The sequence below is a fragment of the Xanthomonas sp. NCPPB 3582 genome (genome assembly GCF_041475735.2).
Taxonomy (GTDB): Bacteria; Pseudomonadota; Gammaproteobacteria; order Xanthomonadales; family Xanthomonadaceae; genus Xanthomonas; species Xanthomonas codiaei.
In genome coordinates this window covers 2,539,661-2,554,749 of record NZ_CM192968.1, presented here as the reverse complement: position 1 = coordinate 2,554,749, position 15,089 = coordinate 2,539,661, and the positions used below count along the sequence as shown (strand labels likewise).

The following is a 15,089-nucleotide window of genomic DNA, read 5'->3' as shown; positions in this document are numbered from 1 at the left end:
TGCGGGTCAGCGCACGGGCGCAAAGGGAGTGGGGTAGCGCGGCGCCGGCGGGCGTTGCGGCTGCAGTGAGTGGCCATAGGCCTGGCCGTAGCGCTGGCGCAGCGCAGCCGGCGTGGGTTGGCCCAGCTGCAGCGCAGAGCCGTTCGCCGGCGTGGTGATGGCGGCAGGCGCACCGGTGCTGCGTTCGACGCTCTCGCGCAGCAGCTGGTTCAGACACGACAGCCGCCCGCTGCTGCTCTGGCCGATGCGGACTTCCACGCAGGGCGCGGCATCGGTCACCGCCGCTGGTGTGCGCGCCGGCGCTGGCGGGCTGCTGGCCGTAGCCACCAGCAACGCGAACCTGGCCAGCGTGGGTGTCATGGCGCGGCCGCGCTCTGCGGCGCGGGCAGGGCGTTGCCATCCAGGCAATCGCGCAACTGGGCGTACTGCGTATCTAGCTGGCTTTCCAGGCGGTGCGCGCGGTTCTCGCGCGTCACTCGCGCCATGCCGAACAACTCGCGGCCACGGCCCCGCACGAAGCGCACGAAGGCCGGGTCGCGATACAGCCCGGCCAGCTCGCGCCCGCTGGCATACAACGCATCGGAATCGCCACTGCAGCGGCTCAGCCGTTCATGCAGCTGCGTGCGTTCGGCCGCCATGGCCTGTTGCTGCTGATGCTGCTGTTGCGCCAACGCGGTTTGCTGCGCGCTTGCCTGTTGCGCATGCCGGGCACGTTCTGCCGCCAGTGCCTGGCGCTGCTGCTCCAGTTCGCGCTGCAAGGCGGCGATGCGTGCGCCGTCATCGCGCACCGGCGCGGCGGGCGTGGCCTGTCGTGCTGCATCGCGTTCGCGCTGCGCCGCGGCGGTCGCCAGCTGTTGCTGGGCCAGATCGGCCTCGGCCTGGCGCAACCTGGCGCTGGTCTGGCGCAAGGCATCGCGCAGCCGCGCCTCGTTGGCGTTCTGCGCCAGCGCCGGCAGCGCGGCCAACCACAGCACTCCGATCGCAAGCAGGGGGCGGCAGGCGCGCATGCTCAAAACTCCGCGCTCAGGTCCAGCTGCAGCACATCCACCGCATACGGTGGGCCGGAGACCTCATTGGCGCTGAGCCAGCGCAGCGACAGCCAGGTGTTGCGCGCCAGCCCATAGGCACCGCCGAGTATCACGCCGCGCGCATTGGTGCCGCCCATATGGAAATCGGAGTCGGCAAACGCGTCCGGCACCGCATCCGATTCCAGGTAGCGGTAACCGAGCGTGGCATTCCATTGCCCGGCCTCGGTGACACGCGGCTGGCCGACCAGCAGGTTCAACAGGTAGCCATGGTCGCCGCCATCGAACACGCCGCCATCGCCCAGGTTGTTGACCGGCCCGAGCGAGCGTACCCGCGCGGCGTTGTAGCGGGTGTTCTTGACCACGTCCGCCTCGATCAGCAGCTTGACCGGGTCCAACTGCGCCAGTTCCAGCTGCGCATGCAGGTTGGCCACGCCGAACTTGCTGGCATACCCGTAGTACTGCAACTGCGGCCCGCCGGGATTGGCCGGGTCGGCGACGATGGTGCGGAGCGGCACCAGCGTGTTGCCGAACTGCTGGAACTGCGGGCGCGAGCCATCGCCGTCGCAGCTGTCGTTGCCGGACGGCGCCAGGCAGGGCGTGGAGCGCTTGCCTTCGAACTGGTCGTACTGGAAATAGCTCATCGCCATCCGCAGCGATACCGCCTCGCTCATCCGCCACAGCCCGCCTACCTCGGCGCCGTACAACCACTTGTCGCGGCTGCGGGTCTTGAGCGTGTTGGTCGAACCGAAATCCAGGTCGGTGTTGTAGACCGGGAACACGCCCGCGCTCAGATACGGCGCGAATGCCGAGTCCGGCGCGAACGCATAGCGGCCCGCGATACCATCGAAATTGATGTCTTCGTCGAACACCAGTTCGCTGCTCCAGAACGGGTTGGCGAAGCGGCCGAACGACAGGCCCAGATCACGCGTGGGTGTGAGCACCAGCGCGGCGCGGTCCAGCCAGATCGGCTCCTTGGCAAGATTGCCGCCGCCACCCAGGGTCTGGTTGGTCGATACCGGGCCGCGGTCGGCGCCGGTGACCACGCGCAGATCGCCGGTGATCCAGTCGGCGATCTGCGCCTGTACGCCCAGGCGCGCGCGGATGCGCATGCGGCTGCGGTTGCGCGAGGTATTGAGGAATGGCGCGTTGCCGGTGCCGACCACGTCGAAGCCGTTGCCGGCATTGATCTCGGTGAAGTCGGGGAAGAATCCGTAGTTGTCGTCCGGGTAGAAGATGCCTTCGCCACGCAGGCGCAGGTCGCCGTACAACTTCAGCCGCTGCGTCCATTCCGGCAGCGCCCCCGGCGTGGCCCAGCCTTCGCGCTTGGCTTGGGCGGTCACTTCGGTACGCAGCTCGTCCTTGATCTGCTCGCGCACGGTTTCCGGCACATACGGCACCACGATGGCGCCGGGCTGGGTCTGATACGGCAGCTTGCCTGCTGCCGGCGTGGCATCGGCAGTGGCGCTGGCCTCCTGGATCATCGCGTCGGCCTGCTCGCGCGTCATCACGCCCTTGGCAACCAGCAGATCGATCAGCCGCAAGGTCACCTGCGGGCTGATGCGCGATGCATCCACCGTGCTGGTGCCCTGCGCAGCGCACAGGATGGGGGCGGCCATCAGTGCGAACAGGCACAGCGCAAGCCGGGTGAAACGGACGGAATGGGACAGGGCAATCATGCGGGTTTCCTGAAAGGGAAGAACGTCAGCCCGGTGCCAGCGCGCCGATGCGCAGCTGGATCGGTTGCGGTAGATCGGCCGGCGGTGGCTGCGGCAACGGCTGGTTCTGCAATGCGCGGGCGATGGCGGCGTCCAGCTCGGGCTTGCCGGCCGAGGCGACGATCTGCGTACGCGCGATGCTGCCGTCGCTGTTGAGCCACACCGCCACAGTGGCGCGGTAGCGGCCCTTGCGGGTTTTCTCGTCGCGCTGCAACAGCAGTTGCACGGCGCGCTGCACCGACGCCGCATACGCCGCGAACGGGCTGCCACCGCTGCCGCCGCCACCGATGCGGGTGCCGCCGCCAGTGCCGGCCTGCAGGCCGAACGGGTTGTCGCCCGGTCCTGCCGCGGCGGTCAGCGGATCGCCGGGCGGTGCTTCCGACGGCTTGGGCGGTGATGGATCCGGCGCTGCCATCGGCTTGTCGAGCATGCGCGGCTGCGGCTTGGGAGGCTCCGGTTCCGGCTTGGGCGGCGGTGGCGGCGGGGGAGGTGGTGGCGGCAGCGTCACGTGCGTGATGCGCGGCGGCTGGCTGCGCGCCATCGTCGGTGCCGATGGCCGCAGCGCCACCGCCAACAGCCAACCAAGCAACGCCAGCACGGCCAGCACGATGGCGCCCTTGCGCCAGCGGCCGACACCGGTGGTCTCCTGCAAGGGGTGGCCTGGATCCAGAGATTGCATCGCGTGCGCTCAGTCAGCCGCCTGGCGCTGCGACGCCAGACCGATCGACCCGATCCCCAGCTTGCTGCACAGATCCAGCACCGCCATGATCTTTTCGTACTGCACGCTGCGATCGCCGCGCAGGATCACCGGCAGTTCGGCATCGTTGGCCACCGCATTGCGCAGCTGCTGCTCCAGCTCGTCCATGCTGACCGGCACCGCATCCAGGCTGACCTGCCCGTTGGTGTCGATGGCGATCACCTTGGTCTTGGGCTCGGACAGCGGCTTGGCTGCGCTGGCCTTGGGCAGGTCCACCTTGATGCCCTGGACCGCAGCGGTGGTCATGATGATGAAGATCACCAGCAGCACGTACGCCAGGTCCAGCATCGGCGTGATGTTGATGTCGTCGTAGGGTTTGCGCCCTTGCACTTTCATCGGATCAGCCTCCGGGTACGCGTGTGGGAGCGTCGCCGGCATAGTCCTCGGCGATGCGCTTTTCCAACTCGTCGACAAACACCTGCATGTCCGCCGCGACGGCGTCGGCCTGGCTGAGCAGGTAGTTGTAGCCAAACAGGGCCGGGATGGCGACGGCAAGACCGGCCACGGTGGCGAGCAAGGCGGCGGCAATGCCCGGCGCGATCGCGTTGATGTTGACGTCGCCGGCCGCCGCCACCGCCGCAAAGGTGATCATCACCCCGACCACCGTGCCCAGCAGGCCCAGGAACGGGCCGCCGGAAATGGCGATAGTCAGCAGCACCATGCCCTTGTGGATGCGCTGCCCCTCACGCACCACCGCCGCATCCAGCGCCGACCGGATCGCCGCGATCGATTGCGTGCGCACCACTGCGTTGCCGCTGGCAGCCAGGCGCCCGCGCAGCTCTTCCAGCCCGATGTGCAACAGCCGCGCCAGATTGGACCGGGCACCATTCAACGGCCCGCCGGCATGCAACTCCTGCCAGCTCGGCGCATGCAGCGGCTGCTGCGCCACCTGCTGGCGAAATGCGCCGAGAAAACGCGCATTCGCCGACGCGGTGGCGTTGAGGTACAGGCCCTTGCTGATCATCACCCACCAGCTGATCAGCGCCATGACCGCCAGGATGCCGATCACCGCCCAGGCATCGGGCGTCAGCGCATTGAGCAGGATGCTGAAATACCCATGGCCGCCTTCGCCGGCGCGCTGCTCCACCGGCTCGAAGGTCAGCAACCGCGCATCCACGCCCTGGCTGCGTGCGGCCGCTTCAATCGCACCGGCCGGGCGCGCGACCTTGCTCAGTTCCACTTCGTCCAGCAGGCCGATGAAGTTCGGCCGCGTCGCACCTGGCTCGCCGCCCAGCATCAGGCCGGCAGTGGCCGCCGGCACGCTGCCGGCGGTCTCGCCCGCCGCCATGCCGTTGACGTAGAGCGTCAGCTGCTTGCCGTCGGCGCGTACGGCAACGTGCGCCCAGGCATCGCCGCCAAGCGGCGCGCTGCTGGCCACGCGCAGGCCATTGGCTGACTCGACTACCACACTGCCATTGTCGAGCAGCACGCCGAGCGCACCGGGCAGGGCGAACAGCACGCCGGAGGCATTGGCGGTTGCCGGCTTGATCCATCCCGACAGCGTGAACGCCCCATCGGCGGGCAGGCTGAGCGAGGTGGAGGCGGGTGCGCCAACCGGCGCGGCGCCATCCAGCCGCAGCCCGGCGCCGATCAGCGCGGTATCGGCCAACACCAGGGGCGCGGACAGGTTGTTGGCGTAGCCGGTGGCGTCCTGGCCTGCGGCCTGCGCATCGGCAAAGTGGTACACCGCCAACGTGTCGGCGTCGTAGCTGTTCTTGGCATCCTGGCCGGTGCCGGCCTCCGGATTGCCGAAGTACACGAACAGCGGCGTTGCGGCATTGGCCGGCAGCGCCGGCAGGTCCACCCATGCCAGTGCGACCTGGTCGACCAGCCCATCGTATTTTTCGAAGTGGTACTTCAGCGGCGTGCGGTCGTCACCGGCGATGAAGCGCACATCGCTGCCATCGGGCTTGGCATCGGCAAAATTGAAGTTGCCCGAATGCAGGCGCACCAACACCTGCACCCGTCCCGGTGCCTGCGTCACTGCGGCACCGGTGGAGGTGGTGTTGAGCGCGATCTTGGCACGGAAGTTCCATTTGGCATCCCACCACGACGCCGCCATCGCAGGCAGCGCGGCCAACATCAAACCTACGAAGACATACAACCGTAATCTGCTCACGATCTAACCCCGTTGAAAAGTGGATTGCCTTCCGCCTAGAACTCGCCCCATAGACGGAACAGCACGTTGATGTCGTCGGATGTGTGCCCGTCCGGGCTGGAGAGCGGCGCTGCGATATCCAGCGTGCCGTTCAGATGCGCAAAGGCCTTCACCGTCAGTCCCACCCCGGTGCTGATCAGGGTTTCGCTGATGCGCTGTTCGGGCAGGGGCTCGCGGATACGCGCGTAGCCGCCGTCGACGAAGGCATACACGCGCGCTTCCTGCACCAGCCGGGCGGCAGCCGACTGAAACGAAGGGCTGCGCAGCTCCAGCTGCGCGGCGGCGCCGAAGTCGCCAAGCGCCTGGCTCTCGTCGTAGCCGCGCACGCTGTCCAGGCCGCCGAGGCTGAATTGCTCGTTGCTGATCAGCGGCTCGGCCGCCAGCTGCGTCTGCACGTGCGCGTACAGCTGATAGTCCTGGCCCAGCGTGCGCGTCTGCGCTACGTCCGCGCGCAGATGCATGAAGTTGGGTTTGGCCTGGTAGCGCTTGGCATCGAATTGCGCTGCATCATCGCCAACCCCGCGCAGATTCGCCGTGGCGGTGAAGGTCAGGGTACTGGTGCTGCGCGGCCGCACCCAGCTGGCGTTGTAGGCCGCACTGAGCGGGGCATACTTGATCGGTGCCGAACTGCGATCGCTGCCGAACAGCGTGTCTTCCTTGAAGTTCTTGTAGTCGACGCCAATGCTCAGCGAGTGGAAGAACCCCTCGCGGTTGCCGAGCGCGCGGATCAGGCGCAAACCCGACAGCGAGCCATTGCCGATCACGTTGTAGTTGTTGATCGCCGCCACTTCGCTGTCGCTACGCACGCTATAGCCCAAAACCGAAAACGGCGACTGGGCGAAGCGGGCCAGATAGGACGCCGAGTACACCCGGGCGTCGTCAGGATTCTGGGGTGCGGTCTGCGCCGAGAAATTGAAGCTGTGGCCGCGCTGCCACAGGTTGTCGTAATGCACCGCCGCACTCAGGCGCAACTCCGAGGTATTGGCGCTCTTGCGATTATTGAGTTCCAGCGAGCCGTGCAGTGGCAGCGCATCGTCGACGTTGAGGTCCACATCCACCGTGTTCGGGCGCGTGCCGGCCTGGACCTGCGGGGTGACACGCCGGTCGGGCAACTGGTTCAGCGCCACGATGTCGCGCTGCACATCCTTGAAGTTGGGCACGCTGCCTTCGGCCAATGACGGCGCGCCGGCAATCACGTCGTCGGGCGAGTAGTAGTCCGCACCCACCACGCGCACCTGCCCGATGCGCTGTTCGCTGACCTGCAGGGTGATCAGGCCACTGGCCGCATCCTGCTCGGGAATGCTGACAGCCACCGTCGCCAGGCCTGCGGTTTCATACAAGCTCTGCAAGGCGGCGCGCGCGCCCTCCACATCGGCAGCACTGCGCTGCGGACCAAGAAAGGGATACACCGCGCGCTCGATCTTGCCGGCCTGCAACTGGGTGTTGCCCAGCACCTGGTAAGCCATGATGTCAAAACGCACCACCGATGCTTCCGGCTGATCGGCAAAGGCGCAAGGCGCGCCAGATGCCAGCAAGCCGAACACCGCGATACTTCGCAAATCCATATGGAAAGTCGCCCCCGACGTGCGACGGAGACTTCGCCGCTGGCGCGACCTTAAACGCGACAAATGACGGTTTTGAAATGCTTTTGTGACGACGCCCCTAAAGCGGTCACGACACTGCAATGTACGAAGCGAGCGCGAGCACGCTCACTTAATCGGTATGTAAATGCGAATCCAACCATGGCCGTGCGGATTTTTTAGTTTGGGGGAGGGCATCCAGCGCGACGTCTTTCCAGCAGCGTTCTGGCGAACATGGTGGCGACGTCGAACCAAGCAGGCTGATCTGAAAGCCGCGTCGATACCGACGTAGGAAATCCAGCGCAGCATGGGCTTGGCTCTGCAGAAGAAGCGCTCGTCGGCACTCCACCACACCTGCTTCCGGTCAAGACCAGCGGCAAGCCCATCCTTTCGATGGCGACAACGGATAAGAGCAGCTCCAAGGCGCAATTGGAATACAGGTGCCAGCGCCGGAGGACGTACCGATCCCGAGGCGCGATCCATTCGATAGCGACCCCATTCGATTTTCACCCATCCGGTGTGCATCGAACATCGCTTCCGAATGGCCTATGCCGAAGCGGGGAGTACGGCCAGCGAACTGGCGTCGGCATCTTCTGCAGCGATCGCTTTGCAGACGCCGGTTAATCCCGTGTCGCTTTGGTGTGTTTGAAATGTGCGCATCGGGCTCACTTCGGATTGACGAAGCCGCGCCTAGATTGGCGCATGTCTCAAACAGCCTACGCCCGTGAGCATCTACCGGGCATGCCTTCAACACCGGCAAATCCAGCACTCGCGCGGCGTGTGCGTGCATATGTGCATGCGGCGCCGCAGCTTCCGCATCCTGGAGCGGGACAGACGCTACTGCGTTGGCAGGCGCTGAGCACGCTGGGTGCCGAAAGCCTGCCGCTCGCCAAGGTGCTGGAGGCCCATTACGACGCCTTGTCGATCTTTTCCGAAGCCGGGCAGCCTGCACCGCCAACCGGGGAAATCTGGGCCGTATGGGCCGCCGGTGGGCCGCACGACACCGCAACTTACGAAACGGGCTCGTGCACTGTGTCTGGTGTCAAACCCTGGTGCAGTGCGGAGCTGGACGTGGTGACACATGCATTGGTGACAGTGCGCAGCGGCCAACAGCACCCGCTTGCAGCAGTGACGTTGGCACGGGGGCATTTCGACCTCGATGCAAGCCAGTGGCACGGCCCGGGCATGGCCGGCATTGCAACCGGTAGCGGCCACTTCAGGCGTGCTCCTGCAGTCTTGTTGGGCGAACCGGCGTTCTATCTGCAGCGGCCGGGATTCTGGCATGGCGGGGCAGGCATCGCCGCCTGCTGGTATGGCGCCGCCACGGCCATCGCCGAGCAGGTCCGTCGCTCGCCAAGGGTGGCGAGCAACCCGTTTTCTGTAGCGCACCTCGGTGCCATCGACGAACAGCTGACGGCGGCGCGGCTGATGCTGCAGGACCTGGCCGATGCGATCGACGACGCGCCCAGCGACAGCCATCAACTCGCTGTCGTCCGGCTACGTAGCCTGATGGACCGCATTTGCCGGGACGTGATCGAACGTGCCGCATTGGCGTTGGGGCCGGCCTCGCTGTGCTGCGACGCCGAACATGCGCAACGATGCGCAGACCTGGCCGCGTTCATCCGCCAGTCCCATGGCGAGAAGGACGAGCAATGGCTGGGCGAACAGCTGCATGCGCGAGAGGGCACCCCATGGCTGCTGTGAGAGGCGAGCCTATCCAAGGGCAGGGTGTGCCCGAGGCGCGCTGGACTGCATCGCGCCAATTGATCGAGTTGCCCGTCACCAGCATCGACCAACTCCTTGGCGACGCCACGCGTGTGGTAGTTGTCTCTCCGCATCCGGACGACGAAGTGCTGGGCTGTGGTGGGCTGCTTGCCATGGCGGCCGCCTCGGGGCGACAGGCGCTGATCGTTTCCGTCACCGACGGCGAAGCGGCCTATCCGCAGGAAGACGCCTGGCCGCCGGCACGCCTTGCCGCTGCGCGTCGCGACGAATTGCGCAATGCGCTGGCATGCCTGGGGATCGATCCCTCCAAGGTGCTGCGGCTGGACGCGGGAGATGGGCAGGTCCGCGCGGGCGTCGAAGGGCTGGGCAGGCGACTTTCCGCACTGCTGCGACCGACCGACGCAGTGCTGGTGACGTACGCGCGCGACGGCCACCCCGACCACGAGGCATGTGCGGATGCCGCCATCGACGCCGCCACCCGCTGCGGTGCACGGCTGATCCAGTTTCCGGTGTGGGCATGGCACTGGGACAACCCGGACCACAGCCAGATGCTGGCGTCGGCCACGCGGCTTGCGCTTCCGCCCGCTGCCCACGCCGTAAAGATGCGCGCGATGTCAGCGTTCAAGACGCAGACCGGCCACGTCACGCCAGCGCTGCGCAGCCCCATCCTTCCCGACTGGGCGCTGGCCCGGTTTCGGCGCGACTTCGAGGTCTATCTCCCATGAATGCCCAGGCCAACGCCGAATACTTCGACAGCATCTACCAGCAGCAGGATCCCTTCGGTTATGGGACGCGTTGGTACGAAACGCGCAAGCGCGACATCCTGCTGGCAACCCTGCCTCGCATGGGATTCGCACGCGGCTGGGAACTGGGATGTTCCAACGGAGAGACAACGCGCGGGCTGGCAGCCCGCTGTGAGCGCCTGCTGGCAACCGACATGTCCGCGGCCGCGGTGGAGCAAGCCAGGCAGCGCGTGGGTGACCGAAGCAATGTCGAGATCGTGCAGGCCTGCCATCCGCAGCAATGGCCGGTTGGCAATTTCGATCTGATCGTACTGAGCGAGATCGGTTACTACCTTGCCGCCGCCGAACTCGATGAGCTGATCGTACGTCTGCAGGAGGCGCTCACGCCGGACGGACTGCTGGTGGCCTGTCATTGGAAGCATGCGTTCGAGCAGGCGCAGCAGGATGGCATCGCAGTCCATGCCTGCATCGCCCGATGGCTCACCTCGCCCTTGAGCTATCGCTACGAAGACAGCGATTTTCTGCTGGAAGCGTGGACGGCCCAGCCATTGTCGGTGGCACAACAGGAGGGCTTGCGGTGATTGCGGTCATCATCCCGGCGCATAACGAGGCCGAGTGCATGGGCGCGTGCCTGGCATCGGTGTTCCGCGCTGCCTCGCATCCCGAGCTGGATGAGCCGGTCGAGGTGATTGTCGCGGTGGACCGCTGCACCGACGCCACCGCCGAGCTGGCGCTGGGCTTGGGCGCGCGCGTGGTCGACGTCCCCGCACCGGGCGGCGTGGGCATTGCACGCGCCGCCGCCGCATCCCAGGCCATTGCGCTGGGTGCAGACTGGTTGGCCGTTACCGATGCCGACTCGCGTGTTCCCAGCGATTGGTTGCTGGAACAACGCCGGGCAGGCACCGGTGTGTTCTGTGGCGTGGTGGAAGTGGAGGACTGGCTGGACTATTCCGACGAGGTGCGCCAAAGGTTCGAACAGACCCAGGCAACCGGCGAAGGCCACGGCCGCATTCATGGCGCCAACCTGGGCGTCAGCACCGATCTGTATCAGCAATGCGGCGGATTCTCTGCATTGACCTGCAGCGAAGATGTCGCGCTGGTGCACGCCTTGCAGGCGATCAAGGCCTCGATCGCCTGGTCGCCACGCTCGGTGGTGTGGACCAGTGCCCGCAGGCACGCGCGTGCGCTCGGCGGTTTCTCGGATTTTTTGAAACACCTGGAAGCCTTGCCTTTCGTCCCTGCATGACTGCGACTGGTGAAAGAGCGCCATCGTCACAACGACTACATTCGGCGCCGATGGCGTAGCTCCTTGCCATCCGCGAGCCGACCGCAGCGCCATGACATCGCCATGCGATCTGCCGATCAGGCAGTCGCACCCGTTCATGGCGTCGGTCGAGCAACGCCATCGCATCAAACACCAGCTACCTGCGACAAACCTGCTTTCGACCTCATCTGCACGGAGTGTGGACGAAGTCTGCGGCACCATGCCGCACTCGCAGACTCGGGTGTGACATGGCAAAGCCAATGCTGTTCTTCCTGCATGCCCTCGGAGGCAGCCGGCACGAGTGGAGCCACGTCATCGCGCAGCTCGGTGACCAGTGCGACTGTATTGCCCTGGACATCCCGGGTTTCGGCGATGCGGCCCCACTGGAGCACTTCGATACGCACGCGCTGGTTGACTGGTTCAGCGCTGCGGTCATCGCGCGGCAACCGGCATGCTGGTTCGCGGTGGGGCACAGCATGGGCGGGAAGATCGCCACATTGACGGCGGCGCGCGCGCGCGAGGGTGTGGCAGGCCTGGCCGGTCTGGCGGGCGTGGTACTCGTTGCCGCATCGCCGCCGGCGCCTGAACCGATGGAGGAATCGCGGCGCCGAACGATGCTGGCCTGGTTCGAAGCCGGCCGGCCCACGCGTGACGAAGCAGCGCAGTTCGTGGATGCCAACTGCGCCTCGACGCTGCCGGACGAGCGCAGGAACGCTGCGATCGACGACGTCCTGCGTACCGCGCCCAGCGCATGGACGGCATGGCTCACACGCGGCAGCCGCGAAGACTGCACGGCGCAGGCCGCGTGCATCGGCGTGCCGGCAATGATCGTGGCCGGTGGCCAGGATGGCGATCTGGGCGAAGGCGCGCAACGGCGCTTGAATGTGCCGCACTATGCCCAGGCGCAGCTGGCCGTCGTGGCCGATGCCGCGCACCTGATCCCCTACGAGCAGCCGCAGCAACTGGCACGATTGATCGCTGAGCATGTGCAGCACTGCAGGCCGCACTGCCTGCCCGAGGACTTCATTGCCCTGCTGAATTCCGAACGCGTGATGCCGCGCATGCGCAAGACGCTGCTCGCGCGCCACGCGGGCCCGCCTGCCACGACCGAAGGGGTGTTGAATCCGCGCCAGCTGCAGGTGCTCGCAGCCGTGGTCGCACGCGTGCTGGATGGCGAAGGCGACGCGCGGCAGATTGCGCGGCGCATCGACGTGCAGCTGGCAGCAGGCACGGGCGATGGCTGGCGGCATGCGGATCTTCCGGCCGATCGCCTGGCGGTACAGTTGGGACTGGAGGTACTGGATGCGCTGGCCGGCGGTTTTGCCGAACAGGCCGTCGCTGCCCAGGAGCGATGGCTGCAGGACATTGCGCACGCGGCGATAGGCGACACCTCGGCACACGGCCTGGATGCCAGCCAGCTGGCGCATTGGTTCGAGGACGTGCGCGCCGAGACCATCCGCATCTGGACCAGCCTTCCCGCCACGATGGCTACGCTGGGCTACGACGGGTTCGCCGTCGGCCACGTCGGCACCGTGAGCGTAGGCTACGAAGAAACCGCTGCGGGTCGGCAGGAACCCTGGCAGCTCCATGCCTCCGGAGCCGATCGATGAAGGCTGCCGGCACCCAGGCTGCTGGTACGCAGGATGTTGTCGATGCGGTGGTGATCGGCAGCGGTGCCGGCGGCGGCCCGCTGGCGGCGCGGCTGGCGCAGGCCGGCGTTTCGGTGGTCGTGCTGGAGGCGGGCGCAGCGTTCGCGCCGCACTCCCACATCCCCGACGAGTTGACTACCGGCATCTACTGGATGGACGAGCGCCTGAGCGGGGGACAGACGCCGACCGCGTTCGGGCCGAACAATTCCGGATCCGGGCTTGGCGGCTCCACCCTGCATTGGGGCGCGTTCTGCCCACGCCCGGACCCGCGCGACCTCGGGCTGTCGACCCAGACCGGGCAAGGCGCCGACTGGCCGATCCCGCACCAGGACTTGCTGTCCTACATCCGTCGTGTCGAGGCCTTTATCGGTGTCTCCGGTCCCGCGCATTACCCGTGGGATCCGGAACGCAGCTACGCGTATCCACCGCCGCAACGCAACGCATCGGCCGCGGCCATGGAACGCGGTTGCCGCGCACTCGGCATCAGCGCGACCGATGCGCCCGCGGCACTGGTCAGCCGACCCCATCAGCAACCGCACTGGGGCCTGCGCGCGGCCTGCAACAATTGCGGCGCCTGTCACCAGGGCTGCAGCAATGCCGCCAAGGTCAGCGTCGATACCACCTGGCTTCCGCTCGCCAGAGCGCATGGCGCACAACTGCGCAGCGACAGCCGCGTGATCGATCTGCAACGCGATGGCCGCGGTGCGCTGACCGCAGTGATCTATCGCCAGCATGGGCATGAGTATCGCCAGCGGTGCAGCAACGTCTTCCTGTGCGCGGGCGGGGTGGAGACGCCGCGCCTGTTGCTCAACCTGGGCTTGGCCAATTCCAGCGGACAGGTGGGGCGCAATTTCATGGCGCATGTGGCCACCCAGGTGTGGGGCGAGTTCGACGCCGACATGCGCATGAACCGGGGATACCCGTCTTCGCTGATGACCGAGGACATGCTGCGCCCGGCCGATGCCGACTTTATCGGCGGTTACCTGGTGCAGAGCCTGGGCGTGCAGCCGATCACGCTGGCCAACACGCTGGCACGCGGCGCCGGCCTGTGGGGCAGGGAGCTGGTCGGCACCATGCAGCGCTACAACCGCCTGGCCGGTATCGGCATCAATGGCGAATGCCTGCCGCAGGATCGCAACCGGCTGACGCTGTCCGACGAGCAGGATGCCTTCGGACAGCGCAAGGCGCGTATCGATTTCAGCTACGGGCCGAACGAGCAGGCCCTCGATGCCCATGCCCGCGCAACGCTGCAAGCCATCTGGCACGCCGCTGGCGCCCGCAACGTCTTCGCGGCTGCACGTTCGGCGCACACGCTGGGGACCTGCCGGATGGGCACCGATCCCGCGCAGGCCGTGGTCGATCCCGATGGCCGCGCCTTCGATGTGCCCAACCTTTATCTCTGCGACAACTCGACCTTCCCCAGCGCACTGGCGGCCAATCCGGCGCTGACGCAAATGGCGCTCGGGCTGCGGACCGCAGAACGCTTCCTCGCGCGCTAGCAGCGTGCGCACCGCCACGTTCTTCAACCATCAGGAGCTCGACATGGATCTCGGAATCAACCAGCGCATCGCCCTCATCAGCGGCGGCGACTCCGGCATGGGCAAGGAGACCGCACGCCAGCTGCTCGAAGCGGGCGTGCGCGTAGCGATCACCGATCTTGCCGATGGCACACTCGACCAGGCACTGGCCGAGCTGTCCGGCCTGGGAGAGATCATCGCCATCGAAGGCGACGTGACGCGCGAACAGGATGTCACCGCCATCTGGGCGCAGGTGCGCGAACGCCTGGGTGAGCCGGACATCTACATCAATGCTGCCGGCGTCACCGGCGCCACCGGCGATTTCCTGGAGGTCAGCGACGCCGGCTGGCTGGAAACGCTGGACATCAACCTGATGGGCGCCGTGCGCATGTGCCGCCAGGCCATTCCCGCCATGCGCCGCAAGCAGTGGGGGCGGATCGTGTTGTTCGCCTCCGAAGATGCGGTGCAGCCTTACGTCGATGAATTGGCCTACTGCGCCTCCAAGGCCGGCATCCTCAGCCTCGCCAAGGGGCTATCCAAGGCCTATGGCGGCGACAATGTGTTGGTCAATACGGTGTCGCCTGCCTTCATCGCAACGCCGATGACCGACAAGATGATGCAAAAACGCGCTCAGGAAAATGGAACCAGTGTCGACGAAGCGATCTCCTCGTTCCTGGACGAGGAGCGCCCCGGCATGGTGCTCAAACGACGTGGCCGCCCAGAAGAAGTGGCCTCGGTGGTCGCGTTCCTGTGTTCGGAGCGCGCCAGCTTCATCAACGGGGCCGGCGTGCGTGTGGATTCGGGCTCGGTGTTCACCATCGCCGGTTGAGACTGGCGGTGCTGCCATGGTGGCGCCGCATGGCAGCAGTCCACGACCGATAGCTGCCGGTGTTGCCGGCACCGCTCCGTGACCACATCAAACAGCGATGCCGAGATTAAGAGCGGCTAACAAA

The 15,089-nt window shown here is 66.6% G+C and carries 14 protein-coding genes; 7 read left to right on the top strand and 7 right to left on the bottom strand.

Annotated elements, in window-relative coordinates:
* Positions 1 to 6: 6 nt before the first annotated feature.
* The 7 genes from ACCQ05_RS10880 to ACCQ05_RS10850 are packed head-to-tail and all read right to left on the bottom strand — an operon-like array spanning position 7 to position 7,223.
* Positions 7 to 360, bottom strand: a complete 354-nt coding sequence (locus ACCQ05_RS10880; protein ID WP_372393834.1) for a hypothetical protein — start codon at positions 358 to 360, stop codon at positions 7 to 9.
* Positions 357 to 1,007, bottom strand: a complete 651-nt coding sequence (locus tag ACCQ05_RS10875; protein ID WP_372393832.1) for a hypothetical protein — start codon at positions 1,005 to 1,007, stop codon at positions 357 to 359. Before ACCQ05_RS10875 ends, ACCQ05_RS10880 begins: the two co-directional genes overlap by 4 nt.
* A gap of 2 nt (positions 1,008 to 1,009) precedes the next feature.
* Complete coding sequence (locus ACCQ05_RS10870) at positions 1,010 to 2,704, bottom strand: putative porin (protein ID WP_372393830.1); 1,695 nt, start codon at positions 2,702 to 2,704, stop codon at positions 1,010 to 1,012.
* 25 nt (positions 2,705 to 2,729) lie between these two features.
* Positions 2,730 to 3,422, bottom strand: coding sequence for a TonB family protein (locus ACCQ05_RS10865; RefSeq protein WP_372393828.1), 693 nt, complete (start codon positions 3,420 to 3,422; stop codon positions 2,730 to 2,732).
* Positions 3,423 to 3,431: 9 nt separating this feature from the next.
* The gene (locus ACCQ05_RS10860) at positions 3,432 to 3,836 is read right to left on the bottom strand and encodes an ExbD/TolR family protein (protein WP_372393826.1); all 405 of its coding nucleotides are present in this window, start codon (positions 3,834 to 3,836) and stop codon (positions 3,432 to 3,434) included.
* A 4-nt stretch (positions 3,837 to 3,840) separates the two neighbouring features.
* Entirely contained in the window at positions 3,841 to 5,619 is a 1,779-nt protein-coding gene (locus ACCQ05_RS10855; protein WP_372393824.1) for a DUF2341 domain-containing protein, read from the bottom strand.
* Positions 5,620 to 5,654: 35 nt separating this feature from the next.
* On the bottom strand, positions 5,655 to 7,223 hold the full coding sequence (locus ACCQ05_RS10850; RefSeq protein WP_372393822.1) for a ShlB/FhaC/HecB family hemolysin secretion/activation protein: 1,569 nt from the start codon (positions 7,221 to 7,223) through the stop codon (positions 5,655 to 5,657).
* A gap of 1,200 nt (positions 7,224 to 8,423) precedes the next feature.
* Here ACCQ05_RS10850 and ACCQ05_RS10845 point away from each other — a divergent pair.
* The 7 genes from ACCQ05_RS10845 (at position 8,424) to ACCQ05_RS10815 (ending at position 14,965) form a co-directional block, all read left to right on the top strand.
* Positions 8,424 to 8,942: an acyl-CoA dehydrogenase family protein gene (locus ACCQ05_RS10845; protein WP_372394038.1), complete on the top strand. Its 519-nt coding sequence runs from the start codon at positions 8,424 to 8,426 to the stop codon at positions 8,940 to 8,942.
* Positions 8,930 to 9,688 (top strand): PIG-L deacetylase family protein, encoded by a 759-nt coding sequence (locus ACCQ05_RS10840; RefSeq protein ID WP_372393817.1) that lies wholly within the window; start codon positions 8,930 to 8,932, stop codon positions 9,686 to 9,688. Before ACCQ05_RS10845 ends, ACCQ05_RS10840 begins: the two co-directional genes overlap by 13 nt.
* A complete protein-coding gene (locus tag ACCQ05_RS10835; protein ID WP_372393815.1) occupies positions 9,685 to 10,287 on the top strand; it encodes a class I SAM-dependent DNA methyltransferase in 603 nt (200 codons plus the stop codon). The genes ACCQ05_RS10840 and ACCQ05_RS10835 overlap by 4 nt, the downstream gene beginning before the upstream one ends.
* Positions 10,284 to 10,952, top strand: coding sequence for a glycosyltransferase family 2 protein (locus ACCQ05_RS10830; RefSeq protein ID WP_372393813.1), 669 nt, complete (start codon positions 10,284 to 10,286; stop codon positions 10,950 to 10,952). The genes ACCQ05_RS10835 and ACCQ05_RS10830 overlap by 4 nt, the downstream gene beginning before the upstream one ends.
* A gap of 266 nt (positions 10,953 to 11,218) precedes the next feature.
* A complete protein-coding gene (locus tag ACCQ05_RS10825) occupies positions 11,219 to 12,580 on the top strand; it encodes an alpha/beta hydrolase (RefSeq protein WP_372393811.1) in 1,362 nt (453 codons plus the stop codon).
* Entirely contained in the window at positions 12,577 to 14,118 is a 1,542-nt protein-coding gene (locus tag ACCQ05_RS10820) for a GMC family oxidoreductase (RefSeq protein ID WP_372393809.1), read from the top strand. The genes ACCQ05_RS10825 and ACCQ05_RS10820 overlap by 4 nt, the downstream gene beginning before the upstream one ends.
* 43 nt (positions 14,119 to 14,161) lie before the next feature.
* The gene (locus ACCQ05_RS10815; protein ID WP_372393807.1) at positions 14,162 to 14,965 is read left to right on the top strand and encodes an SDR family NAD(P)-dependent oxidoreductase; all 804 of its coding nucleotides are present in this window, start codon (positions 14,162 to 14,164) and stop codon (positions 14,963 to 14,965) included.
* Positions 14,966 to 15,089: the final 124 nt, after the last annotated feature.

What these genes read in the sequence shown, in the direction of transcription:
- ACCQ05_RS10880 (WP_372393834.1), bottom strand. Translation starts at nt 360, where the DNA reads ATGACACCCACGCTGGCCAGGTTCGCGTTGCTGGTGGCTACGGCCAGC.
- ACCQ05_RS10875 (WP_372393832.1), bottom strand. Translation starts at nt 1,007, where the DNA reads ATGCGCGCCTGCCGCCCCCTGCTTGCGATCGGAGTGCTGTGGTTGGCC.
- ACCQ05_RS10870 (WP_372393830.1), bottom strand. Translation starts at nt 2,704, where the DNA reads ATGATTGCCCTGTCCCATTCCGTCCGTTTCACCCGGCTTGCGCTGTGC.
- ACCQ05_RS10865 (WP_372393828.1), bottom strand. Translation starts at nt 3,422, where the DNA reads ATGCAATCTCTGGATCCAGGCCACCCCTTGCAGGAGACCACCGGTGTC.
- ACCQ05_RS10860 (WP_372393826.1), bottom strand. Translation starts at nt 3,836, where the DNA reads ATGAAAGTGCAAGGGCGCAAACCCTACGACGACATCAACATCACGCCG.
- ACCQ05_RS10850 (WP_372393822.1), bottom strand. Translation starts at nt 7,223, where the DNA reads ATGGATTTGCGAAGTATCGCGGTGTTCGGCTTGCTGGCATCTGGCGCG.
- ACCQ05_RS10845 (WP_372394038.1), top strand. Translation starts at nt 8,424, where the DNA reads ATGGCCGGCATTGCAACCGGTAGCGGCCACTTCAGGCGTGCTCCTGCA.
- ACCQ05_RS10840 (WP_372393817.1), top strand. Translation starts at nt 8,930, where the DNA reads ATGGCTGCTGTGAGAGGCGAGCCTATCCAAGGGCAGGGTGTGCCCGAG.
- ACCQ05_RS10835 (WP_372393815.1), top strand. Translation starts at nt 9,685, where the DNA reads ATGAATGCCCAGGCCAACGCCGAATACTTCGACAGCATCTACCAGCAG.
- ACCQ05_RS10825 (WP_372393811.1), top strand. Translation starts at nt 11,219, where the DNA reads ATGGCAAAGCCAATGCTGTTCTTCCTGCATGCCCTCGGAGGCAGCCGG.
- ACCQ05_RS10820 (WP_372393809.1), top strand. Translation starts at nt 12,577, where the DNA reads ATGAAGGCTGCCGGCACCCAGGCTGCTGGTACGCAGGATGTTGTCGAT.
- ACCQ05_RS10815 (WP_372393807.1), top strand. Translation starts at nt 14,162, where the DNA reads ATGGATCTCGGAATCAACCAGCGCATCGCCCTCATCAGCGGCGGCGAC.